The organism is Prochlorococcus sp. G4PB16 (genome assembly GCF_059772465.1).
In genome coordinates this window covers 1,671,648-1,698,066 of sequence record NZ_CM186289.1, presented here as the reverse complement: position 1 = coordinate 1,698,066, position 26,419 = coordinate 1,671,648, and the positions used below count along the sequence as shown (strand labels likewise).

Annotated in this window: 30 protein-coding genes and 1 tRNA gene; 18 read left to right on the top strand and 13 right to left on the bottom strand. The window is 34.6% G+C overall.

Translation table 11 applies throughout. The annotated features are described in order from the left end of the window. The first annotated feature begins 9 nt into the window (after nucleotides 1-9). Complete coding sequence (locus tag AC6EIZ_RS09570; RefSeq protein ID WP_498510797.1) at nucleotides 10-267, top strand: DUF3146 family protein; 258 nt, start codon at nucleotides 10-12, stop codon at nucleotides 265-267. On the opposite strand, the gene AC6EIZ_RS09565 is transcribed toward AC6EIZ_RS09570, so the two are convergent. The 3 genes from AC6EIZ_RS09565 to ntcA are packed head-to-tail and all read right to left on the bottom strand — an operon-like array spanning nucleotide 251 to nucleotide 2,346. Beyond that, nucleotides 251-688 (bottom strand): RuvC family protein, encoded by a 438-nt coding sequence (locus AC6EIZ_RS09565; RefSeq protein ID WP_498510796.1) that lies wholly within the window; start codon nucleotides 686-688, stop codon nucleotides 251-253. The genes AC6EIZ_RS09570 and AC6EIZ_RS09565 overlap by 17 nt on opposite strands. Next, entirely contained in the window at nucleotides 685-1,614 is a 930-nt protein-coding gene (locus AC6EIZ_RS09560; protein WP_498510794.1) for a DUF3084 domain-containing protein, read from the bottom strand. Before AC6EIZ_RS09560 ends, AC6EIZ_RS09565 begins: the two co-directional genes overlap by 4 nt. Before the next feature lie 54 nt (nucleotides 1,615-1,668). Next, complete coding sequence (gene ntcA / locus AC6EIZ_RS09555; protein WP_498513257.1) at nucleotides 1,669-2,346, bottom strand: global nitrogen regulator NtcA; 678 nt, start codon at nucleotides 2,344-2,346, stop codon at nucleotides 1,669-1,671. Nucleotides 2,347-2,714: 368 nt separating this feature from the next. Between ntcA and AC6EIZ_RS09550 the strand changes: the two genes are divergently transcribed. The 3 genes from AC6EIZ_RS09550 to thyX are packed head-to-tail and all read left to right on the top strand — an operon-like array spanning nucleotide 2,715 to nucleotide 4,546. Continuing rightward, nucleotides 2,715-3,311 carry a cob(I)yrinic acid a,c-diamide adenosyltransferase gene (locus AC6EIZ_RS09550; protein WP_498510793.1) on the top strand — a complete coding sequence of 199 codons (597 nt, stop codon included), beginning with the start codon at nucleotides 2,715-2,717 and terminating at the stop codon, nucleotides 3,309-3,311. Continuing rightward, a complete protein-coding gene (dcd, locus tag AC6EIZ_RS09545; RefSeq protein WP_498510791.1) occupies nucleotides 3,312-3,905 on the top strand; it encodes a dCTP deaminase in 594 nt (197 codons plus the stop codon). Between the two features lie 2 nt (nucleotides 3,906-3,907). Continuing rightward, nucleotides 3,908-4,546: an FAD-dependent thymidylate synthase gene (gene thyX, locus AC6EIZ_RS09540; RefSeq protein WP_498510789.1), complete on the top strand. Its 639-nt coding sequence runs from the start codon at nucleotides 3,908-3,910 to the stop codon at nucleotides 4,544-4,546. Here the strand turns inward: thyX and AC6EIZ_RS09535 are convergent. After that, a complete protein-coding gene (locus AC6EIZ_RS09535) occupies nucleotides 4,543-5,100 on the bottom strand; it encodes a thioredoxin domain-containing protein (protein ID WP_498510788.1) in 558 nt (185 codons plus the stop codon). The two genes, thyX and AC6EIZ_RS09535, sit on opposite strands and share 4 nt — an antisense overlap. A 78-nt stretch (nucleotides 5,101-5,178) precedes the next feature. After that, nucleotides 5,179-5,823, bottom strand: coding sequence for a tRNA (guanosine(46)-N7)-methyltransferase TrmB (gene trmB, locus AC6EIZ_RS09530; protein ID WP_498510786.1), 645 nt, complete (start codon nucleotides 5,821-5,823; stop codon nucleotides 5,179-5,181). A 272-nt stretch (nucleotides 5,824-6,095) separates the two neighbouring features. Between trmB and AC6EIZ_RS09525 the strand changes: the two genes are divergently transcribed. Beyond that, a complete protein-coding gene (locus AC6EIZ_RS09525; protein ID WP_498510784.1) occupies nucleotides 6,096-6,707 on the top strand; it encodes a DUF3177 family protein in 612 nt (203 codons plus the stop codon). A 38-nt stretch (nucleotides 6,708-6,745) separates the two neighbouring features. Here AC6EIZ_RS09525 and ileS read toward each other — a convergent pair whose 3' ends face one another. After that, nucleotides 6,746-9,649 carry an isoleucine--tRNA ligase gene (ileS, locus tag AC6EIZ_RS09520; RefSeq protein WP_498510782.1) on the bottom strand — a complete coding sequence of 968 codons (2,904 nt, stop codon included), beginning with the start codon at nucleotides 9,647-9,649 and terminating at the stop codon, nucleotides 6,746-6,748. Between the two features lie 51 nt (nucleotides 9,650-9,700). After that, nucleotides 9,701-10,219, bottom strand: a complete 519-nt coding sequence (locus tag AC6EIZ_RS09515; RefSeq protein WP_498510780.1) for a hypothetical protein — start codon at nucleotides 10,217-10,219, stop codon at nucleotides 9,701-9,703. A gap of 202 nt (nucleotides 10,220-10,421) precedes the next feature. Between AC6EIZ_RS09515 and AC6EIZ_RS09510 the strand changes: the two genes are divergently transcribed. Further along, a tRNA-Leu gene (locus tag AC6EIZ_RS09510) sits at nucleotides 10,422-10,504 on the top strand. Between the two features lie 49 nt (nucleotides 10,505-10,553). Continuing rightward, nucleotides 10,554-11,588, top strand: coding sequence for a beta-carotene hydroxylase (crtR, locus tag AC6EIZ_RS09505; RefSeq protein ID WP_498510778.1), 1,035 nt, complete (start codon nucleotides 10,554-10,556; stop codon nucleotides 11,586-11,588). A 9-nt stretch (nucleotides 11,589-11,597) separates the two neighbouring features. Here the strand turns inward: crtR and gatC are convergent, their stop codons facing one another. Continuing rightward, entirely contained in the window at nucleotides 11,598-11,885 is a 288-nt protein-coding gene (gatC, locus tag AC6EIZ_RS09500; RefSeq protein ID WP_498510776.1) for an Asp-tRNA(Asn)/Glu-tRNA(Gln) amidotransferase subunit GatC, read from the bottom strand. Between the two features lie 252 nt (nucleotides 11,886-12,137). Between gatC and AC6EIZ_RS09495 the strand changes: the two genes are divergently transcribed. After that, a complete protein-coding gene (locus AC6EIZ_RS09495; protein WP_498510774.1) occupies nucleotides 12,138-12,707 on the top strand; it encodes a DNA-3-methyladenine glycosylase in 570 nt (189 codons plus the stop codon). After that, nucleotides 12,704-13,723 (top strand): aspartate carbamoyltransferase catalytic subunit, encoded by a 1,020-nt coding sequence (locus AC6EIZ_RS09490; protein WP_498510772.1) that lies wholly within the window; start codon nucleotides 12,704-12,706, stop codon nucleotides 13,721-13,723. Before AC6EIZ_RS09495 ends, AC6EIZ_RS09490 begins: the two co-directional genes overlap by 4 nt. A 6-nt stretch (nucleotides 13,724-13,729) precedes the next feature. Here AC6EIZ_RS09490 and AC6EIZ_RS09485 read toward each other — a convergent pair whose 3' ends face one another. Continuing rightward, on the bottom strand, nucleotides 13,730-14,059 hold the full coding sequence (locus AC6EIZ_RS09485; protein ID WP_498510770.1) for a DUF565 domain-containing protein: 330 nt from the start codon (nucleotides 14,057-14,059) through the stop codon (nucleotides 13,730-13,732). Nucleotides 14,060-14,275: 216 nt separating this feature from the next. Between AC6EIZ_RS09485 and coaBC the strand changes: the two genes are divergently transcribed. From coaBC to AC6EIZ_RS09460, 5 genes are all read left to right on the top strand, one after another. Then, on the top strand, nucleotides 14,276-15,544 hold the full coding sequence (gene coaBC, locus AC6EIZ_RS09480; RefSeq protein WP_498510768.1) for a bifunctional phosphopantothenoylcysteine decarboxylase/phosphopantothenate--cysteine ligase CoaBC: 1,269 nt from the start codon (nucleotides 14,276-14,278) through the stop codon (nucleotides 15,542-15,544). A 217-nt stretch (nucleotides 15,545-15,761) separates the two neighbouring features. Next, complete coding sequence (locus AC6EIZ_RS09475; protein WP_498510766.1) at nucleotides 15,762-16,565, top strand: photosystem II manganese-stabilizing polypeptide; 804 nt, start codon at nucleotides 15,762-15,764, stop codon at nucleotides 16,563-16,565. Between the two features lie 130 nt (nucleotides 16,566-16,695). Next, complete coding sequence (sat, locus tag AC6EIZ_RS09470) at nucleotides 16,696-17,868, top strand: sulfate adenylyltransferase (RefSeq protein WP_498510764.1); 1,173 nt, start codon at nucleotides 16,696-16,698, stop codon at nucleotides 17,866-17,868. A gap of 43 nt (nucleotides 17,869-17,911) precedes the next feature. Beyond that, nucleotides 17,912-19,759 (top strand): ATP-dependent zinc metalloprotease FtsH, encoded by a 1,848-nt coding sequence (gene ftsH, locus AC6EIZ_RS09465; RefSeq protein WP_498510762.1) that lies wholly within the window; start codon nucleotides 17,912-17,914, stop codon nucleotides 19,757-19,759. Nucleotides 19,760-19,772: 13 nt separating this feature from the next. After that, entirely contained in the window at nucleotides 19,773-20,411 is a 639-nt protein-coding gene (locus AC6EIZ_RS09460; RefSeq protein ID WP_498510761.1) for a bifunctional 4-hydroxy-2-oxoglutarate aldolase/2-dehydro-3-deoxy-phosphogluconate aldolase, read from the top strand. A 55-nt stretch (nucleotides 20,412-20,466) separates the two neighbouring features. Here AC6EIZ_RS09460 and aroC read toward each other — a convergent pair whose 3' ends face one another. Beyond that, nucleotides 20,467-21,567, bottom strand: coding sequence for a chorismate synthase (gene aroC / locus AC6EIZ_RS09455; protein WP_498510760.1), 1,101 nt, complete (start codon nucleotides 21,565-21,567; stop codon nucleotides 20,467-20,469). 125 nt (nucleotides 21,568-21,692) lie between these two features. Next, the gene (gene psbA, locus AC6EIZ_RS09450) at nucleotides 21,693-22,775 is read right to left on the bottom strand and encodes a photosystem II q(b) protein (RefSeq protein ID WP_011294225.1); all 1,083 of its coding nucleotides are present in this window, start codon (nucleotides 22,773-22,775) and stop codon (nucleotides 21,693-21,695) included. A gap of 199 nt (nucleotides 22,776-22,974) precedes the next feature. Between psbA and AC6EIZ_RS09445 the strand changes: the two genes are divergently transcribed. Next, entirely contained in the window at nucleotides 22,975-23,109 is a 135-nt protein-coding gene (locus AC6EIZ_RS09445) for a YWSERL motif small protein (RefSeq protein ID WP_498510758.1), read from the top strand. Here AC6EIZ_RS09445 and AC6EIZ_RS09440 read toward each other — a convergent pair. Beyond that, nucleotides 23,100-24,017, bottom strand: coding sequence for an aspartoacylase (locus AC6EIZ_RS09440; RefSeq protein WP_498513255.1), 918 nt, complete (start codon nucleotides 24,015-24,017; stop codon nucleotides 23,100-23,102). The two genes, AC6EIZ_RS09445 and AC6EIZ_RS09440, sit on opposite strands and share 10 nt — an antisense overlap. A 43-nt stretch (nucleotides 24,018-24,060) precedes the next feature. On the opposite strand from AC6EIZ_RS09440, the gene AC6EIZ_RS09435 reads away from it, so the two are divergent. From AC6EIZ_RS09435 to AC6EIZ_RS09425, 3 genes are all read left to right on the top strand, one after another. Further along, on the top strand, nucleotides 24,061-25,035 hold the full coding sequence (locus AC6EIZ_RS09435; protein WP_498510756.1) for a glutathione S-transferase family protein: 975 nt from the start codon (nucleotides 24,061-24,063) through the stop codon (nucleotides 25,033-25,035). A 9-nt stretch (nucleotides 25,036-25,044) separates the two neighbouring features. Next, nucleotides 25,045-25,707 carry a DUF2301 domain-containing membrane protein gene (locus AC6EIZ_RS09430; RefSeq protein WP_498510754.1) on the top strand — a complete coding sequence of 221 codons (663 nt, stop codon included), beginning with the start codon at nucleotides 25,045-25,047 and terminating at the stop codon, nucleotides 25,705-25,707. Nucleotides 25,708-25,874: 167 nt separating this feature from the next. Further along, nucleotides 25,875-26,093 carry a CP12 domain-containing protein gene (locus tag AC6EIZ_RS09425; protein ID WP_413677231.1) on the top strand — a complete coding sequence of 73 codons (219 nt, stop codon included), beginning with the start codon at nucleotides 25,875-25,877 and terminating at the stop codon, nucleotides 26,091-26,093. Between the two features lie 65 nt (nucleotides 26,094-26,158). Here the strand turns inward: AC6EIZ_RS09425 and AC6EIZ_RS09420 are convergent, their stop codons facing one another. Further along, entirely contained in the window at nucleotides 26,159-26,341 is a 183-nt protein-coding gene (locus AC6EIZ_RS09420; RefSeq protein WP_498510752.1) for a hypothetical protein, read from the bottom strand. Nucleotides 26,342-26,419: the final 78 nt, after the last annotated feature.

Sequence of the window (26,419 nt, the reverse complement as noted above, 5' to 3'; positions counted from 1 at the left end):
TTCAGAAAAATGAATACCAAACCATCAACTACTGCATATCTTCAGATTCACAAGCAGTGCTTTAATAAAAAAAAAGTTGAAGGAATTGTTCGAGCCGGAGATTTTGAGTGGAATTTTATTTGGGCTTTCAATCATGGGCAACTTTTTATAGAACCTCCACTTGGTAGAGCGCTAATAAAAGATGCTTTAGAGCGTTACTTAGTAAAAGCGGATTATAAACTTGAGTCTGGTGGAAATTACATTTTCACAGTTAGGGCCAAATTTTAATATCTAATTTATTAGGCCAAATGAATGTATATTTTAAATAATCTTCTAATAAAATCAATGCGACAACTGCATCAAGATTATCAGGAGGGAAGAGCATTTCTTTTGGAAGCCAACGAATGAAATAATTTGGAGGCCAAATCTCCCAATATCTAAACCTTGCCCTTAGTGTTGACCCTGTTTCATTAACATATTTAATATTAAAAATATTTTTTTGTTTTAATTTTTTTTCTATATACTTACAATTAGTTCCATCACCAACTATTATTTTATTAATATTATAGTTTTCATTCCAAAATGATACTAAATCAGAAAACTTATTTAATGAAGATATTCCTGCATCAATGATTTTTCCAGATTTAATATCAGCTAATAATAAGCCACACTTTTTATTCCCAGGATCTATGGATATATAAAAACTCATTTAGTTTTGTTTCTTAAAACATTTTCTAAAGATTGTAATTCTAATGATATTGAAACTTTATCTGCACTTTGACTATTATCAAGGGCCCTCGCAATAATTTTAAAATCTCCACTTTTTCTACTAACTAGATATTTACCTAAATTATTAATTTGATTAGCATTGATTTTCAAATCAGAGCTTAATGACCCTCTTCTCCTAACCTCAGCCAAAGTTGAAGCAAGTAAAAGATTGATCTTTTTACTGATAGATTCAGAATCAGAATTTGATAAATATATATTTTCTAAGGCAATAACTTCTCCTTGTCTTGTAATGATTTTATTTAATGTGACTTCAGGGAATGCATAAACATAATTCTCACCTTTTAATATATTTCCTGCTGATTTAATACTAACAACCCAACTTTTATTATCAGCTATTTTACTTTCCAGCTTCTCAATATCATCTTTACGGACTAATAATATTCTTCGATATTTTGATTGATTTGTTTTTACTAAGTTAAAAGCATAAAAATTTGCTTGCTGCAATAGACTTTCTATAAATTTTTTTGTATCAATATTTTTGTTTATTTTAATAGTCTTAGTTGCTAAAGTTTGACCACTTCTTATTACTACATTTCCACTTCTTAAAGCATATAAATTCTTTTCTAATTTTTTTAATTCTTTCTCACTCTCAGTGATCTTTGAACGAATACCCTCTAATTGAAATAGTCCAACCCTTAAATCTCTATCAAATGCAACCATAGTTGCAAATGAAATAGCACTAATAATACTACCTGTAAAAACAGTTATTAAAACAGCTGTACTTTTAGGTCTTAATTTAAAAACACTTAAACGCGCTTTACCAACTCTTGTACCTAGACGATCTCCTAAAGTAGAAAGTATTCCACCTAGGATTAAGATTAATAGAATTTTCAGCCAGGCTGTCACAGCAAGAAAGAGGAAAATTAATCAAACCTCCTAAACCTTAGTATGTAATGGCCTTCAATTAAATCTTTTTGCTAACGCAATCGGATCAAATATAGTTATTTTTTTCCTATCTATTGCCAATAATGAGGAACTTTTCAACTCACCAAGTAATCGTGTAATAGTTACCCTAGTTGAACCTATTGCTTCAGCTATAGCTTGATGAGAAAGTCTTAAGTCAATTGTTACTCCTTTTTCACCTGGTACACCAAAGTCCCTGCAGAGAACAAGCAAAAAGCTTGCCAATCGAGAGGACATATCTCTATGAGTTAAGGTTTCAATCATCGTTTCAGTTTGAAGTACTCGACTTGATAAACCTTGCAGAAGTAGTAATCCAACTGAAGCATCTTGCTCAATTGCATTTCTCAATGAGGTTGCTGGGGCAGAAACAAGTTCAACACGGGTAAATGCAACAGCATGATAAAAACGATCTGATCTATTTCCTGTTAATAAAGATAAAACTCCAAAAAGACTATTCTCTCTCAACAAAGCTACTGTAATTTCTTCACCTGTTTCATAAACCCTACTCAATCGAACTGCACCTCTCCTTATTAAATACACTCTTTCGGCAGGATCACCAGGAAAAAAAATAGTTTTTGACCTGTCTACGATTTCAGTTGAAACCCCGTCAAGAGATTTAATTACATCCAAGAGAGTCTTGCTTGGCGGTATAGAAGATGATGAATTACCATCCATCGGGCTATTTCTTGGGTTGTTGAAACGAGTAAAGCCACGATAAGAAGTGACCATATTTAATTTATTGTTCAAAGAACATTAATAAGTTGATAAAAAACGATATGTAGCCATGGCGACTTTTTTGAAGCTAGGTCTCCAATCCAAGCCTGCACTTACCTGAAAATTCTATCTTTTGACGCTCAAAAACCTAAGGAGCTATGGAAAAAAATTTAAAAACTACATTTTTTGTCCTCACATGAATCATTTATGGACCTTGAAAGTAATGAGAACCAAGTATTGTTGTTTCATACACCACAGATAGTGTTGAATTTGTTGATTAGAAATTTTATACCGCTAGATTAATTTAAAACATCCTGATAAAAATTGAGATGAATGCAGGAGTTAGCATTAATGCTCAAAAGATGGGGGCATCGTCATCAACTGAGACTTCTCTAAGGCCTAGCCCCAGAAGAAAGCCTTTACGACTAGTTGAAACTCAAGGTCAATTCCAAATCCACACTTCTACTTTTAGAGGTAGTTTTTCTGTTGTTCTAAGTGAGGCAATTAGATCGGCCGGATTAGGAAGCCAAGTTTTAATAGCTCAATTTTTGAGAGGTGGAGTAAATCAAGGACCCAATGGAGCGATAAATCTCTGTGGAAGACTTGAGTGGTTAAGACCAGCCATTGAAACCTGCTTACCCGAAAAAATATCGGAAGAAAATTTATGTTTAAAAAGAAAGTATGAAGAAAAAGCCATAAAAGAACTTTGGGAATTTTGTAAAGCTCGTTTACTCGAAAAAAAAATAGATAAAATCGTTCTTGATGAAATAGGAATGGCTATTAGCCTTGGTTTCATTGAAGAAAATGATTTAATTTTCATGATCAATAATCGGCCATCATCCACAGATATTATTCTTACAGGGCCATCAATCCCGCCTAAAGTAACTGAAATGGCTGATCAAATTACTGAATTACGCTGCAATTAAATGTTAAAAAACGATCGTTGGATTTCTGAACAGGCTTCTTTAGGAATGCTTGAACCTTTTCAAGAAAAGCTTATAAGACATCTTGAACCTGAATCAGAAAAATCACCTGTTTTAAGCTTTGGTTGCTCATCATATGGATATGACTTGCGTCTCTCTTCTAAAGAGTTTTTGATTTTTAGGCATGTCCCTGGCACAGTCATGAATCCTAAAAAGTTTAATCCTGATAATTTAGAACCTACAGAATTAAAAGAAGACGAGGATGGTAAATATTTTATTTTACCTGCTCACTCTTACGGCCTTGGGGTTGCATTAGAAAAAATGAAGGTACCACCAAATATTACTGTTATTTGCCTTGGTAAAAGCACTTACGCCCGCTTAGGAATAATTGTAAATACAACACCTGCTGAAGCAAGTTGGGAGGGTCATCTAACCCTTGAATTTAGTAATAGCTCCGGAGCAGATTGCAGAATTTATGCCGATGAAGGTATTTGTCAATTGCTTTTCTTTGAGGGAGATCCTTGTGAAACGACCTACAGTGATAGGAAGGGAAAATATCAATATCAACAAGAAAGAGTAACTCTAGCAAAGGTTTAAGAATGGGTTTTGTTCAATTAATAACTTTTACACCAGACGCTGAGAAAAGCATGGCATATATTGCCAGGGTTAGTAATCCAAAAAATCAGGAAAATGATGACTTTACTAAATTAATTCGTTATTGCATTAAAAATGAACATTGGAGTGTCTTTGAGCAAGCTTATATGACTTTGCAAATAGAAACTACTAGAGGAATTGCAGCACAAATATTAAGACATCGATCATTTACTTTTCAAGAATTCTCGCAACGCTATGCCGATAGCAGGCAATTAGGAGAAATTCCAATACCAGAATTAAGAAGGCAAGACAATAAAAACAGACAAAATTCCATCTCAGACTTACCGGAACAAGTTATTAATACATTTAACGAAAAAATCAAGCAACAGTTCAAGAGGAATAAACAACTTTACGAAGAGATGTTAGAAGCTGGAATTGCAAAAGAATGTGCAAGATTTGTACTCCCACTTGCCACCCCAACAAGGATTTACATGACAGGATCATGTCGATCGTGGATTCATTACATAAAGTTAAGAACTGGACATGGAACACAAAAAGAACATATGGACATAGCCCAAGAATGTAAAAATATTTTTACACAACAATATCCAGTGGTTTCATCCGCTTTGAACTGGCTAAACTAGTTATGAATTCTGGGACCTTCTAGTCTAATATTATTATTATTATTCTTAGAAATTAAGTTACTAGAATTTGAAAATTTAGTTAAAGATGGTAACTCAGAGTTATTAATTAAAGCAAGAAAGATTTCATTAAGTTCACTATACTTCCTAACTCCTAATGAAAAACCCTTAAATTCACCTTTATCGTCAAAAAAAGTTAATTTAGGAATACCGTTGACTTCATATTTATCAATCAAATCTAACCACCTAGAATTATCGACATTAAGCAAAACTATATCTATTTTATTTAAATTTTGTTGTTCAGCTTCAATCATATAAGGAGCCATTTCTTTGCAAGCTTCGCACCAATCCGCATAAAATTCAATTACCGTGGGTTTTCCATTTGACAATGCTATATCTGGTTCAAGAGATTTCTTCGCCATTTGATCAAGCATTTTACTTGCTTTAAATCCACTGCGGAAAAAGAATAGTGAAGCAACTAAAAAAAGACTTAGAAAAACTAAAAGAATTTTCTGCAGGAAGCCAAGATCTTCATCTCCATTTGTTTTATTAATCATGAGTTAAAAATTTATACTAATAATTATATACATAAACTTTAAATTGGAACATATCATATTTATCAATTATAAATTCATTTAATTAATGAATAATAGATTATTTCTAATATACATTGCTCTATAAATTGGCAAATCTTTCTTAAGTGAAAATAATTCTCTATCTGTTTTAACATTATAAGGATTCTCATCAATGAATCTTTGATCTCCTAAATCTTTACTATTAAAATATCTGTTTTTATCAATCGTATTGGTCATATATTCAAAGAGTTTGAATATATCACTTTGAATAAATATTTCTCCATCCTCACTCATAGATTTAGCAATTGAATTTAAAAGATTTGTTTTTAAAACTCTTCTTTTAAAGTGTTTTCTTTTAAACCAGGGATCCGGGAATTGAATAGAGACTCTTTTTAATTGACCATAATCTAAATCTGACAACCATTCATCTAGACTGACATTTACATTACAAAATAAAAATTTTAAATTATTCAATTCTAATTTCTTTCTTTTTTTCTCACATAAGCTAACAAGAGGTTCTCTTATCTCAAGCCCAACAAAATTCCAGTCAGAATATTTTTTTGCTAATTCAATCAAAAATTCACCTTTTGCAGATCCAATATCTAAATGAATTGGATAATGAGATTTCCGAAAAAGAACATTCTTACTTGGAAGTGATAATGGTAACTGAAAAAATTTGCTTAGAGGATTTACATGCTGTCTCACAGAATGAAAGCTGATATGAATAAATCAGATTATTATATTAGCAATTCAACTAAATTTTTCAGAAGATAGTCTAAACGCAAGCAATTTATAAATTTTTAATTGGGGTATATTAATTATCTTGTTTTGTCTCTAGATAATCATAAACCGATCTGTGCTCTTTGTTGATTGATAGAGTGATTGTTTGTCCAAATATAGAAAAAAACTTTAATAATTAAGAATACATATAAAAAGAATCCATTAAGGTTGATAATAAATATGAATAAAAAATTTTTTTGACTGAAATTCAATTCCAAATTCTAATTTGGCTCTCATATCGAATCGCGGCTACCTTCGCGTTTGGGTTACCTTTATTTTTATTGGTTTGGGCAAAAAGATCAAATTTAAGCTCTATTGATCGACTTTTATCAATTTATTGGAAAGTTTCTAGTCTTTATGCGATAAACCTTTTATTTCTTAGTGTTGAGAGCCAGTTAGGTCAATTAATTTCATTAGTTGCACCAATACTTATGGTTAGCTCAGTTTGGTTTTGGTGTGATCTAAATGCAGAAATTGATGAAATGCCTGTTTATAAACCAATTGCTTTAACTACCAGAATTTGGCGATGGAGCTTATCTTTTTGGTGCTTACTAAATACTGGACTTCATCTATTTAGTTGGAGATGTTTAAATTCAATTAATGAAAATTATTGTGATACTTGGAGAGAGATTCCATTTAATTCATTCATTACAACAAAAACAATAATAAGGTTTGTTTTAGATGGTAATTGGAGCAAAGGATTTGCGACATTTTTTGCATATTTAGCTCTAATACTATATTTAATGGGTTTACTTCAATGGTTGATTATCCAATTGCCAAAGAATGGTCGTTTTGCTGGTAAATTCTAAAAACTAATAACTATAATATTAGATTAAATTGTTATCTATTATATGGCTAAAACTACTTTTTCGCATCTTTTACAAATATTGGGATGTTGTTCATTTTTGCTCATTTCATTTTCATAATGCCAACACCTTTCACACTTAAATCCGGTTGCTTTTGCGATTTCAACAGAACCAATATCATTGTCCTCACTAACTAAAACTTCAGGCCATGGCTCACCTCCAATTTGCAAAGATGAAACTAGGAACCAATCTCTTAATACATCAACATTATTGGATTCACTTTGAGCCAACCATTCAATAGCAGATTGAACTTTTACATCAGATATATCAAACCTTACTGATGCTTCCAAAGAAGAACCTAACTCTTGATTATTTCTACAACTCTCCAACATCCGATTAATAACAGCTCTGAGTTTGCGGAGTTCAATAACATGGCAATCAAAGCTACTATTTCTCCATGATTTAGGCGCTAAAGGCCATCCTCTTTGAAATACGGAGGCTTCCTCTAAACTATATGGAATATTCTGCCAAATATCCTCTGCCATATGACATAAAACAGGTGCAATTAATCCAGATATTTTCTCAATTACCAAGGATAAAACTGTCTGACAACTTCTTCTTCTAAAGTCAGATTTAGAACTAACATACAACCTATCTTTTGCAATATCCAAGTAAAAATTAGATAGATCCACTACACAAAAATTCTGAATTGTTTGGAAAAATTTAGAAAATTCAAAATTATTATATGAATCTGTAATCTCATCGATTACTTCAGCTGTTCTATTCAACATCCATTTATCTAACAAAGGTAAGTTAGCGATATCAATGGAATCATTTTTATAATCAAAATCATACAGGTTGCCTAATAGATACCTTGAAGTATTTCTAACCTTACGATAAACATCCGAAATTTGCTTCAGTATATTTGATCCGATAGGAACATCTGCAGAATAATCCACAGAACTAACCCATAACCTCAAAACATCCGCTCCGTAAGCGGGCTCTAATTTCTTATTTGAACCACCGTTAATTATAACCAAAGGATCAATAATATTTCCTAAGGATTTACTCATTTTCCTACCATTCTCATCTAATGCAAAACCATGTGTAAGGACCTTTTTAAAAGGTGCATGTTCATTAACTGCTACAGAAGTTAATAAAGAGGACTGAAACCAACCCCGGTGTTGATCAGATCCTTCCAAATATAAATCTGCTGGATAATTTAAATTTTCTTTTTTAGAAATAACTGAGGACCAACTAGATCCAGAATCAAACCAAACATCCATAGTATCAATACCTTTTTGCCATCGGTCTGCTTCATTTAGATAAGAAGGAGGTAATAGCTGAGATTCTTCATATTCCCACCAAATATCTGATCCATGAGTAGAAAACAACTCAGCTATATGAGAAATAGTTTCTTTATTTAGCAAAATCTCTCGCCCATTTTTCTCATAAAATACTGGTATTGGAACCCCCCATGTCCTTTGCCGGGAAATACACCAATCTCCTCTTTCTCTAACCATAGAATTAATTCTATTTTTCCCAGATTCAGGAAGCCAAATTACATCATCTATTGCAGTAAGAGCTTTATCTCTAAATCCTTGAACTGAAGCGAACCATTGTTCTGTAGCTCTAAAAATAGTTGGTTTTTTAGTTCTCCAATCATAAGGATACCTATGCTCATATGGAATTTCTTTAAGCAAAGATCCTGTATCATTCAGATCATTTATTATGACAGTATTAGCATCTTTTAATACATTTAGACCTTCATATTTTCCAGCTTCCTTCGTCAAAAACCCTTTTGAATCGACTGGGCAAGAAATTGGTAAATTATATTTTTTGCCAGTATTAAAGTCATCAACACCATGACCTGGAGCAGTATGTACTAATCCTGTACCTGAATCAGTTGTAATATAATCTCCTCCTAAGACAACAGGACTTCTTTTATCAAATAAAGGGTGTTTATATATAATTCCATCTAATTTTGATCCTTTAATTAATACTCTTTTTTCATAATTAATTCCTACACTCTCAGATACTTCTTCCAAAAGATTATTTGCAGTAATTATTAATGATCCATCAGAACTTTGTGCAATTACATAGTCTAATTTTTGGTTAACAGATATGGCCTCATTTGCAGGAATTGTCCAAGGGGTGGTGGTCCAAATTATAAGTTTAGCTTCTTTTAATTGTTCTTCAGAATTAAATAAATCTGGAGCTTGCTTAGAAACTTCTTGAGTTAATATTTTTGGTATTTGATCAACTTTAAAGCCGACATAAATACTTTTGCTCACATGACCGGTCGGATATTCCAATTCTGCCTCGGCCAGAGCAGTTTGAGAACTTGGACTCCAATGAACTGGTTTTAGACCTCGATATATGTATCCTTTGAAGACCATTTCACCAAACAACTTGATCTGAGAGGACTCAAACTTTTTGTCTAAACTTAAATATGGTTGATCCCAATCCCCCCATATTCCCCATCTTTTAAAACCATCCATTTGTTGTGAAACTTGCTTTTTTGCATAAGCAGCTGCTTTTTTTCTCAACTTAATTGGATTTAATTCAGCTCGTTGAGTTTTATCCATATCTTGAAGAACTTTCAATTCAATAGGCAATCCATGGCAATCCCATCCAGGGACATAACAAACTTTTTTACCTTTCATTGTTTGAAATTTATTGATTATGTCCTTCAATACTTTGTTAAGAGCATGCCCCATATGGAGGGTCCCATTTGCATAAGGGGGACCATCATGCAATGTAAAAGTCTCTCCAGAATTGTTTAAGCCTAATTCGAAATCTATCTTTTTTTCGCTCCAAAACTCTTGCAACTCAGGTTCTCTTAGAGTTGCATTTGCCCTCATCCCAAAATTAGTCTGCAAAAGGTTGAGAGTTTCTTTGTAAGTGGGAAGATCCTTTTGAGAATCTTTATTGACATTATTCACTTTGAGAAATATTCATTAGTCATCATGATTGCCTAAGGCCTTTTAACCTTATCAAGAAGTTTCTTCATTTTCAGTGAATTCTTGATTTTCGATCTTATTAGAATCAATTGGCTCAGATCGATCAACTACTTTCTTCTTGACCTCTTCTTGCAATTCAGGATGAACCCATTTCTTTTCTTTTAAAGGTTTCTTAGATTTATTCGTGAAGCCTTTAACAAAATTTAAACAGCCATCACCTAGTAAAGCAAAACTCTGACCAAGCTGTTTAAAGGATTCAAACCATCTTTGCAAAGATCCAATTCGCTTTTTTTCTTCAGAACTTAATTGATACCACCTAATTTGAATTATTTCTAAAATCATTTTTCCATACAAAATTACCATAGAAATAACAAGTAAATTTATTGATCCTCTTAAAAAATCATTCTCCACTAATAGAAATAATCCTAAAAATAAAAATAGTCCGCCCATCAACCAATCTCTTGGCCTACTTAATTCAACAAGCATTAAAGGTAAAGCCAATATCAAAAGCCCAACAAAAAGAAAAAAGTATCCTGAAATAGAAACAACCATATTTTTCTCAAGATGAGTTTATTTTGCAGTGAAGGCGCTTATGGAACAACTAAAAATTATGCATCATAAAAAAAGAAGTTCTAATGTCTCATATACAAATATGAAAATTACATTAATCTTTTTACGTTGACGAATCAAAAATAGTCTTTTAATAGCCATCTATGAGCTGCTAGAATTAAATGACAGTCGGTGAAAACCTTTGGCCCACCTGGCGGAATTGGTAGACGCGCTGGTTTTAGGTACCAGTGACTTTATGTCGTGGGAGTTCAAGTCTCCCGGTGGGCATTTTTTAATTAAGCTGTACATGCTTAATTAATCTCAATCACATCAAGCAATGACCCAGTGCTTATCGAGGTCTGACAAAAATAAGGCAACGAAAAAGCTGAAGTCATTACGCGACTGGCAAAATGAGATTCAAGAATATCTTGATCCCCCCAAGCCTATAAACGTAACTTTAGGTCTTTTCTTTGGTGGATATATTCTTGCAATAGTTAGTGTTTGGCAGTGGTATCAGGGGAATTGGCCATTACCAATTTTGGTTGCATTAGCTTTTTTGGCTCTTCATATGGAAGGCACTGTTATTCATGATGCCTGTCACAATGCTGCCCATCCAAATAAATGGATCAATCAATTCATGGGCCATGGGTCAGCAATATTGCTAGGTTTTAGTTTTCCAGTTTTCACAAGAGTTCATTTAGAGCATCATAAATACGTTAATGACCCAAAAAACGACCCAGATCACATAGTTAGTACATTTGGTCCTATTTGGTTAATTGCTCCAAGATTTTTTTATCACGAATATTTTTTCTTTGAGCGAAAACTTTGGAGAAAGTTTGAACTAATGCAATGGGGAATTGAGAGAGGAATATTTATTTGCATAGTAATTGCAGGAATTAAATATAATTTTATGAATGTTATTTATAATTTGTGGTTTGGACCAGCTTTGATGGTTGGAGTAACTTTAGGAATATTTTTTGATTATTTACCACATAGACCTTTTCAATCTAGAAATAGATGGAAAAATGCTAGAGTTTATCCAAGTAAATTAATGAACTTGTTAATAATGGGACAAAACTATCATTTAATTCATCATTTATGGCCCTCCATACCATGGTTTGAATATAAACCAGCTTACGAAACCACAAAACCACTTTTAGATCAAAAAGGTTCACCTCAAAGAATGGGAATTTTTGAAACTAAAAATGATAGTCTAAATTTTCTCTATGATGTTCTACTTGGAATTAGAAGTCACAAAGAAAGAAGAAGTAAAATGAGACCAATAGCAAGAATATTACCAACAAATAATTGGAGGAGAAAGTATATTAAATTAATCCATAAAACAAGAATTAAAACAGAAAGCAAAAGATAAGTATTAAATCTAAAGTATTTTTGGAACTCTAAAAAAATCACCTTCCCTTTGAGGTGCTTGATTAAGAAGATCTTCTCTTGAGCAACTAACTTCAACTAGATCCTCTCTCATTGCGTTAACTACCTCTACAGCTCGAGTAGTTGGGGGGATATTCTCAGTATCTATTTCTTTCAGTTGATCTACATAGGATAGTATTTCCTCGAGTTGCTCTGTATAAGTTTCTATTTGATCTTCTGGAAGTTCTAAACGTGCTAACCGTGAAACCTTACGAACATCAGATGAAGAAATTTTAGTCATGGTTATGATAGAAAATTTTCAAGATCTTTAGATAGTGAGTGTGACGTCTTGTGAGGCAAAGATCTTAGTGCTTTCGATTAGAAAATTGTTTTGTCCACCATTTTGCCATCTGAATGCCTTTTACGAAATTTTAAGTGTTAGTAGATTGATCAGCAAGATAGAAAATCTATTATTTAATAAGTAATATGGATTAAAAGAAATAGGAATCAAATCTCAATTCTTACAAAGGAATTCTTTTCAAGACCATCTCATTTGGTGGCACCTAACTTAATCGGATGTTTTTTAATTAGGCGCTTAACAAAAAACAGCTGTCTTGCTGGCATAATTGTTGAAACTGAGGCTTATTCTCAAGAAGAAGCTTCATGCCATGGCTTCTCAGGGAGAACGCAAAGAAACAAAACCCTTTTTGGTGAACCTGGTAACTTTTACATATACCTTTCATATGGCATTAATAACTGCGTAAATATTGTTACCGGGGAAAAAAACTTAGCAAATGGTGTACTTCTTCGATCAATAGCAATAAAAGGAGAAAACGAGAGAATTGCCTCTGGGCCAGGGTTATTGGCAAAAAGGTTTGGTTTAAATAGGGATTTTGACAATTTACCCTTGACACCTGCAAATGATTATTGGTTAACCGAGGGACAAAATTTAACAAAAATCGGAAATATTGTTCAAACCACAAGAATTGGCATTTCGCAAGCTAAAGATCTACCTTGGCGTTGGTACCTTAAAAATAGTAGAAGTGTTAGCAAAAGGGTTAAAGGAGATCGAATTCCTCCAAAAAATAAGTGTTGGTTACCATCCACATTTAAGGGATTATGAATAATTGGAAACATAATCACATTCTTGATCTATCTACATTTTCTTTAGAGGATTACAACACAGTTTTAGAACTGACAAAAAGATTTAAAGATGTCCATAAATCAAGTTCTAGAAAACTTCCCGCACTTCAAGGAAGATTAATCGCAAACTTATTTTTCGAGCCAAGTACAAGAACAAGAACGAGCTTTGAACTTGCAGCAAAGAGACTATCTGCTGATGTTCAAAATTTTTCTGTATCGGCAAGTTCTTTAAGCAAAGGAGAGACTCCTTTAGACACTATTCTCACTTACATCTCAATGGGTGCAGATATCCTAGTGATTAGGCATGAGTCAACAAATGTGCCCGCAGAGTTGGCTAATTACGTAGACATAAACAATATCAATACATCCATTCTCAATGCCGGTGATGGATTTCATAGCCATCCAAGTCAAGGCCTTTTGGATCTATTTACACTTGCTACTTTCTTCAATCCAAGCGAAGCATCAACTAATAGTCTTTTAAATAAAAAGATCACAATAGTCGGAGATATTCTTCATTCTAGAGTTGCCAGATCGAACCTTTGGGCTCTGACTGCATGTGGAGCTGAGGTAACACTATGCGGACCTCCTAGCTTGCTTCCAGAAGAATTCATTGATTTTGTTCTCAACCCTCCGCCAGGGCAAAGATTTGATCCAATTAATAAGAGAGGTTCTATTTTCATAGAAAGATCACTAAAAAATGCATTAAAAAATAGTGATGCAGTTATGACACTTCGATTACAGAAAGAGAGAATGAAGCAAAATATGCTTACAGATCTTGATAGTTATTATTCACAATATGGAATAACCCATGAAAATTTAAAATGGTGTGAAAAGAAAGTCCCTGTTCTACATCCTGGACCAGTTAATAGAGGAATCGAAATCAGCAGTCAATTAGTGGAAGATAATTCAATCAATCTTATAAGTAAACAAGTAGAGAATGGTATTCCAATAAGAATGGCTTTGTTGTATTTACTGGGGTTAAATAAAAATAACTAATTATTTTTATAATAGTTTCAATCCCTCTGAAAAAAGTCCATATGTTAATCCTATTCTAAACATATCAAAAACCCTAACAAGTACTATTGGTTTTTTAGACTTTAGAAAAATAAATCTAGCTTTTATTAGGATCTCCAGAAATATTAATGTAATCAATGCACCTACAGGATCCATCAAAGCTAGAACACCATTAATCATACCTAAAGAACTACCTATCAAAAAACTTATCAAAAAAATTATTGCTAATAATGAATACCTTCTCCAAGGATTAATCGCCCAATTTGCCAACCTGTCAACAAACTTTGTAGATGACTTATATAAAAATGTTTTCTGCATTCGTCTAGCCATAAGTAAAAAAAAAAATTAACCTAGATTTTTTTTCATTAGTTAAATACCTAACATAAATATAATAAATGAAAGATCTAATAAAGCAAAAATAATTATTTTCTTCCAATATCTAAAAAATCAGATTTATTGGAATATGAAATATCCACATTATTTAAATTTGAAAAATATCTTTTAAAGGTCTATTTGATATAACATCAAAGTATCATGAATAATCTAACCTGTTTATCTGGAAGAAAAATATTAGTTGCTGTCACAGGAAGTATTGCAGCTGTTAAGGCTCCTATTTTAGTTAGCCGACTAATTAAAGCTGGGGTAGATGTCAAATGTGTTATTACGCAAAGCGCATCTAAGTTAGTTAGTCCCATATCTTTATCTACTCTAAGCAGAAATAAATGTTATCAAGATAAAGATCAGTGGGATGACTCACAAACCAAGCCCTTGCATATTGCTTTAGCTGAATGGGCAGAGCTCATTGTTGTTGCACCTATGAGCGCCACATCTTTATCTAAATTTACTAGTGGAAACGCTGATGGACTTTTAGCAAGCATTCTCTTGGCTAGTAAATCTCAAATTGTGATTGCTGCTGCAATGAATACCTCAATGTGGGAACATCAATCAGTAAAAAAGAATTGGAATTACCTAAATAGTATTGACCAAGTTATTAGCCTAGAACCTAGTGAAGGGCTTTTAGCTTGCGACAGATTTGGTGAAGGGAAAATGGTAAATTTAGATATTATTGAATTAGCAATTGAAAGTGCATTTATTTTCAAAGCAGAAAATAAATTTCTTACCAAAGATCTAAAAAACATAAGATTTCTCGTAACAGCAGGTCCTACGGTCGAAGATCTTGATGCAGCAAGGCAACTAACAAATCGAAGTAGTGGAAGAATGGGAGTTTTGATAGCTCAAGCTGCAAAATTAAGAGGTGCAGAAGTCGATTTAGTGCATGGTCCAATTAACTTCCAAGAAGATTTCCTTGAGGGTATTAATACTTATTCAGTTAGAAGCTCATCTGAGATGGCTGCAAAAATTGATGAATTACAACCATTTGCTCAAGTCATCGTTATGGCTGCAGCGGTATCAGATTTCCAAAAAAATAGTCCAAGTGAGCAAAAAATCTCTAAAGAATTTTTTTTAAAGTCCATTTTTGATGATTTAGAAATGACACCAGATCTAATCAAAAATCAAACGAATAAGAAATTAGAAAATCAAATTTTCCTGGGTTTTGCTGCTGAAACAGGAAGTGATAATGAAATCATTGAAAAGGGAGAAAATAAAAGGGTTTTAAAAGGTTGTGACCTTCTCATGGCAAATCCCATTGACAGAGCTGGGCAAGGATTTGATAAAAATTTCAATAGTGGTTTTTTGTTAGGCCCAAAAAAGATGGTCCAAAAATTGTCTTTCTCAACAAAACTTTCAATATCTCATCAACTTTTAGATGAAATTCGAAATCTAAAATCGAAAATTAATTGATATTTTTCGAATTTGTTTTTTCTCAAAAATTAGAGCATTAACGCCAAAAAAGACTGCTGCAAAAGGGTTTTGAGTGAAATCGGAGAAGTAAATTCATTAAAGCAAAAGCTACGGGTTGTATAGAGCTATTAAATGCTTGTGATAAGAAGTATTTGACACCTGTAATATCCCAACTGAATTAATTGGGCGGTTTCGACCGCAGTCATCTAGCCCTCTCATGCGATTTCGTCCTCTGCTGGCTTTGATGCTGGCTTTTTGTCTCACCTTTACAACTCTCCCATCAAGCGCATCTGCAGCTTTAAAAGGGCGCGAGCAAGGTAATGCTCGTTTTGGCAATGTTGTTAATACTGGCCAAGCTGATGCTTGCACTGTTTTACCAGCGGGTTCATCGGGTTCTATCAATGCTGATGGCCAATTTAAAAGCTTATGCCTTCAGCCAACAGAAGTTTCAGTAAAACTTCCAGGTAACAAGCGAAATAAATCTGATTTTGCAATAGCAAAAATCATCAGTCCTCGCTTCAATACAAGTCTTGATGAAGTTTATGGAGATCTTTCTGGAGGGAAGTTCACTGAAAAAGGTGGTATTGACTTCTCTCTAATTACAGTTTTAGCTCCAAATGGAGAGGAATTTCCTTTTGCTTTCTCTGTTAAAGAGATGGTTGCTGAATCCAAAAAAGGAAAATCAATTGAACCAGGAGCTGAATTTTCAGGAACAACAACAACTCCAAGTTATAGATCTGCAGACTTTCTTGATCCAAAGAGTCGCGCTAAGTCAACTGGTGTTGAATATGCTCAAGCTCTCATTGCTCGTGGTGGTGATGATGAGGATCTTGCAAGAGAAAATGTTAAAGATGATCTAGGCGGTAAAGGTGAAATAACACTTACTGTCGATAGTGTTGATGCAGACACTGATGAATTTGGTGGCCAATTTGTTGCTATCCAACCTTCAGACAATGACCTTGGGTCAAAAGATCCTGTTGATATTAAAATCAAGGGTATCTTTTATGGTCGCAAAGCCTAAAAAATAACCATCTCAATCATTAAAAAAAAGGAGGGTAAAACCCTCTTTTTTTTTGGCTGAATTTAATGAAAACAATTTCTCAAATATGGGCCCTTAATCTGGGAGAATTTTCCGGTTACTTCAAGGGAAAATGACTAGCAAGCAAAGTTCTAATAAAAATCTTGAAGGTTTGATCAAACCTTATGGGGGAGAACTTATAAATCTTATGAAATCTGATCAAGAAGCAAAAGAGTTAAAAAAGAATTCTTTTAAAACTTTAAATTGTTCAGACAGAAATGCTTGTGATATTGAACTCCTTTTAATAGGTGCTTTTTCTCCTTTGAATGGGTTTATGAATGAAAAAAATTACAACTCAGTAGTTCAAACTAATCGACTGGAATCAGGTTTGCTTTTTGGTTTACCAATAGTTATGGATACAGATAGAGAGGATGTAAATCCAGGAGATTCAGTTTTACTCAATTACAAGGATCAAGAGCTAGCAATTTTAGAAGTACAAGAAAAATGGACACCTGACAAAGTTATTGAGGCCAAATTTTGCTATGGAACAACTTCTTTGGAGCATCCTGCAGTAAGAATGATCTCTATGGAGAGGAAAAAATATTATTTAGGAGGCGCAATAAAAGGTCTAGAATTACCTAAAAGAGTTTTTACTTGCCAAACCCCTTCTCAAGTAAGAGAAAAACTTCCTTATGGAGAAGATGTAGTTGCATTCCAGTGCAGGAATCCAATTCATAGAGCCCATTATGAGCTTTTCACTAGAGCCTTAGAAGCCAATAATGTCAGTCAAAATGGTGTTGTTCTTGTTCACCCAACTTGTGGTCCTACTCAAGAAGATGACATTCCTGGATCAGTAAGATTTCAAACCTATGAAAAACTTGCTTCTGAAGTAAATAATCCAAAAATTAGATGGTCATATCTTCCTTACTCTATGCATATGGCTGGGCCAAGAGAGGCTCTGCAGCACATGATTATCAGAAGGAATTATGGATGCACTCATTTCATTATCGGACGAGATATGGCTGGCTGTAAGTCATCTCTAAGCGGAGAAGATTTTTACGGTCCATATGACGCTCAAAATTTTGCCAACGAGTGCTGCGAAGAATTAGAAATGCAAACAGTTCCATCTTTAAATCTTGTATTTACAGAAGAGGAAGGCTACGTAACCGCTGATTATGCTAAAGAAAAAGGATTACACATAAAAAAATTGAGCGGCACACAATTCAGAAAAATGCTTAGAAGTGGAGAAGAAATTCCTGAATGGTTTGCATTTAAAAGCGTCGTTGATGTACTAAGAGCCGCATAGTTGGACCTAATCCTATTAAACTCATAGAAGATATTGAAGAACATTGAACAAACGCTGGAGAAACATTGGTCTTTATGTCCTAATCGTCGTAGTTGTGATTTTTGTTGGAAGTGCTTTTTTCGATAAGCCAAGTCCGACGAAAGCTTCTAGGACACTTAGATATAGCGATTTCATTGAAGCTGTTCAAGAGAGACAGGTCAGTAGAGTGCTTATATCTCCAGACAAAGGTACAGCTCAAATTGTTGAGAGTGATGGAAATAGAGCTTTAGTGAATTTGGCTCCTGATCAACAATTACTTCAACTATTAACAGATAACGACGTTGATATTGCCGTACAACCAACTACTCAAGCAAATCCCCTTCAACAAGCTGCTAGCAGCCTAATTTTCCCAATACTTTTATTAGGAGGTCTATTTTTTCTATTCAGAAGAGCTGGCTCTGGTGGCGGAGGAAATCCAGCAATGAGTTTTGGAAAGAGTAAAGCAAGACTTCAAATGGAGCCAGAAACGAAGATTACTTTTTCAGACGTCGCAGGTATTGAAGGGGCAAAGCTTGAACTTACTGAAGTAGTTGATTTCCTAAAAAATCCTGATCGCTTTACAGCTGTCGGTGCGAAAATTCCTAAAGGTGTTTTATTAGTTGGACCCCCTGGAACAGGTAAAACTTTGCTTGCAAAGGCTGTAGCAGGTGAAGCTTCGGTTCCTTTCTTTTCTATATCTGGTTCTGAGTTTGTAGAAATGTTTGTTGGAGTTGGTGCTAGCAGAGTTAGAGACCTTTTTGAACAAGCTAAAAAGAATGCTCCTTGCATAGTTTTTATCGATGAAATTGACGCTGTAGGACGTCAGCGCGGAGCAGGACTTGGGGGTGGGAATGATGAAAGAGAACAAACACTTAATCAACTACTAACAGAAATGGATGGGTTTGAAGGAAATTCAGGAATAATCATTGTTGCCGCGACTAATAGGCCTGACGTTCTCGACTCAGCACTAATGCGTCCAGGGAGATTTGACAGGCAAGTAACCGTAGATAGACCTGATTACTCAGGTAGATTACAAATACTCAAAGTTCATGCAAGAAGCAAAACTCTTTCAAAGGGAGTTGACCTTGATCAAGTAGCTAGAAGAACACCTGGCTTTACTGGGGCAGATCTTGCAAATCTTTTGAATGAAGCTGCGATTTTAGCTGCCAGAAGAGAACTCACAGAGGTTAGCAATAACGAAATTGGAGCTGCTATTGAAAGAATTATGGTTGGTCCTGAGAAGAAAGACACAGTCATTAGTGAAAAGCGTAAAAGGCTAGTTGCATATCATGAAGCTGGCCATGCAGTGGTTGGTGCTGTAATGCCAGATTATGATCCTGTACAAAAGATCTCAATCATTCCAAGAGGACAAGCTGGGGGTCTGACTTTTTTCACCCCAAGTGAAGAAAGAATGGAATCTGGGCTATATTCAAGGTCTTACCTACAAAACCAAATGGCTGTTGCTCTTGGAGGGAGAGTTGCAGAGGAAATAATATACGGAGAAGATGAGGTAACTACCGGAGCATCAAATGATCTAAAGCAAGTAGCTTCTGTCGCTAGGCAAATGATTACTAAATTTGGCATGAGTGACAAGTTAGGCCCTGTAGCTCTAGGTCGATCACAAGGTGGAATGTTCCTTGGTAGAGACATCTCTGCTGAAAGAGATTTTTCTGAAGATACAGCTGCCACTATTGATTCAGAAGTCTCAATACTTGTTGAAATTGCATATGAAAGAGCTAAAAAGGCTTTAAATGACAATCGTCAAGTACTTGAAGAGTTAACAGCAATGCTTATGGAAACTGAGACCGTTGATTCTCTTGAATTCCAGGATTTATTAATTCGCCATGAAGTCAAAGTTGCTGAATATGCATAATTTGTAAATATAATTGCTGGAAATCAAGCAAAATAATTTAATAAAATCTCTTAAAAGGCAGCCCCTCGTAGTTGTAATTAGACTCGAAAGTCAGTTTTTTAATAACGCAAAGAAAAGAGAAAGTTTACTTTTAAAAATAGAAAATCTCTCTAATCATGGTATAAAAAATATTGAAATAGGGTGGGATCCAAATCCAGAATGGGTCAATTTGGTATCAGAAATCAAAAAGAAATTCAACTCAATTAATATAGGCGTGGCATCAATTACTTCAAAACAATCTTTAGACTCAATCATCTCATTAAATCTAAATTATTCCATGAGTCCATTGTTCAACAAAGAGATACATCTCCAAGCCCTAAAATATAATCAATTAGTCATTCCAGGAATCTCCAATATTGAAAATTTTAGAGAAGCTATCGATCTAGGATATAAAATAATAAAAATCTTTCCTGTGTCAAAATTAGGCATTAACTTTATAAACGAATTACGAGCATTAAAAAACAAGGATATTTTTTTTATTGGTGCAGGAGGAATTAAAAGTAAAAACTTAAAAAAATTACTAAAAAGTGGATATGATGCATTGGTCATTGGAAGAGAATTACGAAATCAATTACCTGATAAAGATCTAGAGATATGGCTAAAAGATTATTGAAAACCAATTCTTAAAACAAAAAATTAATTACTTGTTTAAGTATCAGCGGAAATGATTAATCCTTTAAAAAATATTCAGTACATTGTCCTTGTTGTCTAAGTAAATGATCAGCCAAAACAAGAGCAACCATTGCTTCAACCATTGGGACTGCCCTTGGTAAAACACAAGGATCATGTCTTCCTATTGCCTTAAGCGTTGTGGCATTACCATCTTCATCAATTGTGTTTTGACTTTTCCTAATCGTTGCTGTTGGTTTAAATCCAACTCTCAAGACTATATCCTCACCGTTAGTAATACCTCCTTGAATTCCTCCTGAGTTATTAGTAGCAGTTTTCAATTGATCCGAATCCGATGGCAAAAAAGGATCATTATGTTCACTCCCTTTCAGATAAGTACCTCCGAAACCAGAGCCAACCTCAAAGCCTTTAGTTGCAGGCAAAGACATTAATGCCTTTGCCAAATCAGCTTCTAACTTATCAAAAACAGGCATGCCAAGCCCTACTGGTGGATTTCGAACAACACATTCTATTACTCCGCCACAAGAGTCTCCTTCTTTACCAACGGCCTCCACTCTCTCAATCATTAAATTTGCAGCTGCTTGATTGGGACACCGAACAATATTTTTCTCAATATCATCAAAAGTAACTTCACCGGGTTGAATATCAGCCTCAATATTATGAATTCTCTTTACCCAAGCGAGTATTTTTGTATTAGAAAACTGAATGAGGAGTTGCTTTGCTATAGAACCAGCAGCGACTCTACCTATCGTCTCTCTTGCTGATGCTCGCCCTCCACCACTTGAAGCCTGAATTCCATATTTTTTTTGATAAGTAGCATCGGCGTGAGATGGTCTAAAAGTTTTTTTTATCTCAGAATAATCTTTAGGCCGATGATCTTTATTTCTTACAAGCATTGAAATTGGTGTTCCTAAGGTCTTGTTCCCTAAAAGACCACTGAGAATTTCAACTTCATCACTTTCATTTCTTGGAGTAGTGATTTTGCTTTGTCCAGGCCTTCTACGATTGAGATCTTTTTGTATTTGATTTATATCAAGCTCCAACCTTGGTGGACAGCCATCAATAATTACACCTACACCGCCACCATGAGATTCACCAAAGGTGCTGATACTAAAAAGTTTTCCGAAACTACTTCCCATAAATAAACCTATCTACAAAATGCTAATCAATACTTGCTAAAAAACAAACAAATCATGTAATGGATAGAAAAAAAGAAAAAAAAAGCCCTCTTAAAGAGGGCTTTTGAAAAGATCAAGTTAAAGACTTAACCAATTGCAGGTGCAACAAGAGCTACAGAAGTAGACTCAGCAGCTGCTAGGTCAAGTGGGAAGTTGTGAGCATTACGCTCATGCATTACTTCCATACCAAGGTTTGCACGGTTAAGTACGTCACCCCAGGTTGGTACAACCTTGCCTGAAGTATCAACTACAGACTGGTTGAAGTTGAAGCCGTTCAAGTTGAACGCCATGGTGCAGATGCCCATAGATGTCAACCAAACACAAATTACTGGCCATGAAGCCAAGAAGAAGTGAAGGCTACGGCTGTTGTTGAAGCTTGCATATTGGAAGATCAAACGACCGAAGTAGCCATGAGCTGCAACGATGTTGTATGTCTCTTCTTCTTGTCCAAACTTGTAACCGTAGTTCTGTGAATCAAGTCCTGTGGTCTCACGAATAAGTGATGAAGTAACCAAAGAACCGTGCATTGCAGAGAACAAAGCACCACCGAACATACCTGCTACACCAGCCATATGGAATGGGTGCATCAAAATGTTGTGCTCAGCCTGGAAAACGAACATGAAGTTGAATGTTCCAGAAATTCCTAGAGGCATACCATCAGAGAATGAACCCTGACCGAATGGGTAAACAAGGAATACAGCGAAAGCTGCTGATACAGGAGCTGAATAAGCAACACAGATCCATGGGCGCATACCTAAACGGTATGAAAGCTCCCACTGACGTCCCATGTATGCAGAGATACCAATAAGGAAGTGGAAGATTACAAGCTGGTAAGGACCGCCGTTATATAGCCACTCATCAAGAGTTGCTGCTTCCCAGATTGGGTAGAAGTGAAGGCCGATAGCGTTACTTGAAGGAACAACAGCACCAGAAATGATGTTGTTTCCGTACATAAATGAACCAGCTACTGGCTCACGGATACCGTCGATATCAACTGGAGGAGCAGCGATAAATGCAACGATGAAACAAGTTGTTGCCGCAAGAAGGCAAGGGATCATCAATACACCGAACCAACCGACATAGATACGGTTGTTGGTGGAAGTAACCCACTCGCAGAATTGTGGCCAACCTTTGAGCAACGAAGAACGCTGCTGCTGAATGGTGGTCATGAGGACGAATGTATTATGTCCCTAAAGGGACGAGTAAATAAGAGCAGCTAATTAAACTGCCAGCAGCAATAATAAAGGAGAATGACCCTTTCCGTGGCGAATATGTAGGACAATTTATGAAGAGAATCAGTAGGTTGCACTCAAGAAGTACCCAGTCGGTCTTAAGATTCTTTTAAGATTTAGCCTTTGAGGTCGCAAATTGGTTCTAATCAAATGGCTGATTAATGGGCGCAGGCTTGAAGAGAGGGTTCCTCTATGTGATGCTCGCCATAGGAAATATGAATTAGAAGCTCAAGGAGCAATTGTTTATTGGAGCGAGAGAACTTATTTCTGATTTATTAAATCAATAAGTGATTGTTTCCATTCTTGTTTAAATTTCCATAATTCTCTTTTAGTAAAGCTCATAGCTATATTTTTTTCCGCATAAGCAGCTTCATTTATAAATACAGGTATATAACTTTCATCTTCTTTAAACCTAATTATTTCTCCATTCAACTTAGAAAACAATTCATCGTTTTTCTTTAATTCCAGCCAATCATTTGACTGCCTCAAAGAATGCACATATCCATCAATATTGCCCTCTTCATCTCTAGGGAAATCAATACTTTTAATATGCCTATGAATTATCAATTTATCAGGGAAAAAGAGATTTAAGTTCTTAACTTGATGAATTTGTTCCATCAAAGTCTCAAGAATCAATTTTGTTTGCGAAATAATTCTCGAATTCAAGAGGCCCTGACCAATAGGTCCAATTTCTACAACTAGTCCACAAGGCCAAGATTCAACTAAAAAACCTTTTTGTTTTTGATCAGATTCATGAAGATATATCGGCAAACCTAATTTATTTTGTATTAAAGAAGCCAAAGCTAAATCTGCGTCTCTTCTCCCATAAACCACTAGACAACTTCCCATGGAGGCTGTAGTTGTGTGAAAATCTAATGCTATTTGACAAGGGTTTACTCCTGCCTCGCCATAAAGGCTTACTAATTCATTTGCTCTATTTCCCTCAATAATTGAAGAATTAGTGGATAAAAATGATTCTTCGTGAAAACTCCTATTTAAATCCTGGTGAATGTATCTTTTCCCAGCCTTTTTTGCTTCAGGGTTTCCTATTACATTACAAGTTTTAATCCCATGCGTATTTATTGAAAAAGGTGATTTTTCCCATTGATCGAAAAGGAAAATACCGTTTATCTCATTACCATGTGTACCAGCCACTAGAAGAACCTGTAGCTGCATGATCAATAAAAAACTTAACTTGTACTTATAAGCTTAAAATAAATTCATGGGTACACCACCAATACTTGTAAAAGCGGCTAAAGAAATTTGGAATTGTGAATGGAATATTTTAATGAATGGGCTTGCACCTGCAGATTCAAAAGGCAACTACAAGAGACCTAAAAATATCCAACCGGAAATTCAAATCCCTACTAAAGACGATTTAGAAAATAGGGATATTGATCAAATGCCATATTTGATTGTTGGCCAAAGTTGTCCCTGGGCTCACAGGGTATGGATAATGCATGAAATAAAAGGGTTAAAAGCAACAATTAATCTAAGAATCGCTCAAGTTAATACTTCGAGCGGCAAATGGATATTTGAACCCAAACTAAAAGGATCTAAAACCCTTCAAGATCTATATAAAAAATGTAATGGTTCTCAAGTCAAAAGAGCTACAGTGCCAATGTTATTTGATCCAGGCAAAGAGGATAGATCGAAATTCAAATTAATAAATAATGAAAGCGCTGACCTATTAGAGATCCTAAACTCATGGCCTATAAATATAAACAATACAGACTTCAATCCAAAAATTCATCATCAAAAAATATTCAATTGGCAAAATCTAATTCAAGAAAATATTAATAATGGAGTTTATAAATGTGGATTTGCTAGGAACCAAAAAGCTTATGAAAAAGCTTCTAAAGATATGTTTTCAGCTATGAATATTATAGAAGAAAGTCTTAACTCAAATGGGCCTTGGCTTTGTGGTGAGGATTTAACAATTGCTGACATAAGGCTTTTTCCTACTCTGATCAGATGGGAATCTGTTTATGAGCCACTTTTCAAGTGCAGCAAAAAGCCAATTAAATCATTTCCAAATATAATTAGATGGAGAAAAACTTTTTTTAATTTATATAATATAAAAAAAACATGTGATGCAGATGCTTGGAGAAAAGACTATTTTGGGGCTTTATTTCCATTGAATCCAAGTAGTATTATTCCTCAAGGTGAAAGTATAAGCAAAATCGTCAATCAGTAATTATCAAAAATGAAACAAGAAAATTCCTACTTTCAATCTTCTAATCCAATCAAAGGAGTCTATGGAGATTTCATAGTAACTTCTAATGATAAAAAAGAAGTTATCTTTTACCGCTTATCAATTCTTTTCTGCGGCTTATTCTTTTCAATAGGGATAGCTCAATGGTTTATTAATGGATCTGATCAAATATGGATTTGGCTATTATGCATGTCAATAAGTATTGGTTTAAGTCTTAAGTGGATACATATATATCTAAGACCTTTACATCAAGCACTAACAATTTTCTGGATACTCGGTTGTATTGGATTTCTGATACTTTCATATCATTTTGGAGTAACAAATCTCATGTATGGCATCAGAGAAAATCCAAAATTGATATTACTTATCGGTCCACTTTTTGCTTCTTTAACTGGTATCGGTTTCAAAGAGTTTTTTTGTTTTAGAAGAATTGAAGCAATAGGCATAACGATTTTTATTCCAATTGCTTTAATTGGTTATTTAACTGAATTAGCTAATGAAAGTTTTACTTTTACAATGCTAGTAGTGTCTTCCTTGCTGTTGCTATTAATGGGAATCAGGAAATTCAACCTTCCGGCAGAAGCTGATATAGGAGATAAAAGCGTTTTTGATTTTTTAGAAAGCCAAAGGAAGTTAAAAGTATCTGATAGTTGAATAAATCAACCAATTACCAATTCAAAGAGAAAAGCTACGAAAGGTCATTTTTGTATCCCTTAAGTCAGGGAATGGTGAGGAAATCCAACCAAATTTACAAACCACGTGCAATATTCCTCCGTCATAATTATTGTGTTATTCAAACGATCCTGCTCTTACAAGACGCTATGAAAACTATTGACGAGCATATTAAAAAGGATGAATCTGAGATCCAAGAAGCAAAAGCTCAGGGAAATGAATCCAAGCTCCATCACCTAGAAGATGAACTTAATTCACTCAAGGAATATAAAGAACATCATCCTGAAGACAAGCATGACCCAAATGCTCTAGAGCTTTTCTGCGACGCCAACCCTGACGAACCAGAATGCTTGGTATACGACGATTGATATTTAAAACAATAAATAAAACAAAAAAGGGGGTAAGTGCCCCCTTTTTTGTTTTATTAGTCCAATTAATAATCCATATTAAAATCTGATGGACTGCCTGTTAAGGAACATACAACTGCCTCCTCGCTTTTCATTTGGCGTACCTCGGCTATTGGTCTGCCCATTTTCCTTAGAACGTTTATATCTTGATCAGTCTGGCAACGAGCAATAATTTCTCCTTCTCCATCAAAACAACTGTAAAAATCCATTAATTTAAAGTCTTTATCTTAGTTATGACCAAGAATTAACTGTTAGACAAGTAGGTATGATTCACTCATAACAATTAA

Bases quoted from the DNA above. Each gene is read 5' to 3' on its own strand.
- AC6EIZ_RS09425 (WP_413677231.1), top strand. From the start codon at position 25,875: ATGAAAACTATTGACGAGCATATTAAAAAGGATGAATCTGAGATCCAA.
- AC6EIZ_RS09475 (WP_498510766.1), top strand. From the start codon at position 15,762: ATGCGATTTCGTCCTCTGCTGGCTTTGATGCTGGCTTTTTGTCTCACC.
- AC6EIZ_RS09565 (WP_498510796.1), bottom strand. From the start codon at position 688: ATGAGTTTTTATATATCCATAGATCCTGGGAATAAAAAGTGTGGCTTA.
- AC6EIZ_RS09570 (WP_498510797.1), top strand. From the start codon at position 10: ATGAATACCAAACCATCAACTACTGCATATCTTCAGATTCACAAGCAG.
- AC6EIZ_RS09420 (WP_498510752.1), bottom strand. From the start codon at position 26,341: ATGGATTTTTACAGTTGTTTTGATGGAGAAGGAGAAATTATTGCTCGT.
- aroC (WP_498510760.1), bottom strand. From the start codon at position 21,567: ATGGGAAGTAGTTTCGGAAAACTTTTTAGTATCAGCACCTTTGGTGAA.
- AC6EIZ_RS09490 (WP_498510772.1), top strand. From the start codon at position 12,704: ATGAATAATTGGAAACATAATCACATTCTTGATCTATCTACATTTTCT.
- ntcA (WP_498513257.1), bottom strand. From the start codon at position 2,346: ATGGATGGTAATTCATCATCTTCTATACCGCCAAGCAAGACTCTCTTG.
- AC6EIZ_RS09535 (WP_498510788.1), bottom strand. From the start codon at position 5,100: ATGATTAATAAAACAAATGGAGATGAAGATCTTGGCTTCCTGCAGAAA.
- AC6EIZ_RS09550 (WP_498510793.1), top strand. From the start codon at position 2,715: ATGAATGCAGGAGTTAGCATTAATGCTCAAAAGATGGGGGCATCGTCA.
- crtR (WP_498510778.1), top strand. From the start codon at position 10,554: ATGACCCAGTGCTTATCGAGGTCTGACAAAAATAAGGCAACGAAAAAG.
- dcd (WP_498510791.1), top strand. From the start codon at position 3,312: ATGTTAAAAAACGATCGTTGGATTTCTGAACAGGCTTCTTTAGGAATG.
- coaBC (WP_498510768.1), top strand. From the start codon at position 14,276: ATGAATAATCTAACCTGTTTATCTGGAAGAAAAATATTAGTTGCTGTC.
- AC6EIZ_RS09485 (WP_498510770.1), bottom strand. From the start codon at position 14,059: ATGCAGAAAACATTTTTATATAAGTCATCTACAAAGTTTGTTGACAGG.
- AC6EIZ_RS09435 (WP_498510756.1), top strand. From the start codon at position 24,061: ATGGGTACACCACCAATACTTGTAAAAGCGGCTAAAGAAATTTGGAAT.
- AC6EIZ_RS09515 (WP_498510780.1), bottom strand. From the start codon at position 10,219: ATGGTTGTTTCTATTTCAGGATACTTTTTTCTTTTTGTTGGGCTTTTG.
- AC6EIZ_RS09430 (WP_498510754.1), top strand. From the start codon at position 25,045: ATGAAACAAGAAAATTCCTACTTTCAATCTTCTAATCCAATCAAAGGA.
- sat (WP_498510764.1), top strand. From the start codon at position 16,696: ATGACTAGCAAGCAAAGTTCTAATAAAAATCTTGAAGGTTTGATCAAA.
- psbA (WP_011294225.1), bottom strand. From the start codon at position 22,775: ATGACCACCATTCAGCAGCAGCGTTCTTCGTTGCTCAAAGGTTGGCCA.
- thyX (WP_498510789.1), top strand. From the start codon at position 3,908: ATGGGTTTTGTTCAATTAATAACTTTTACACCAGACGCTGAGAAAAGC.
- gatC (WP_498510776.1), bottom strand. From the start codon at position 11,885: ATGACTAAAATTTCTTCATCTGATGTTCGTAAGGTTTCACGGTTAGCA.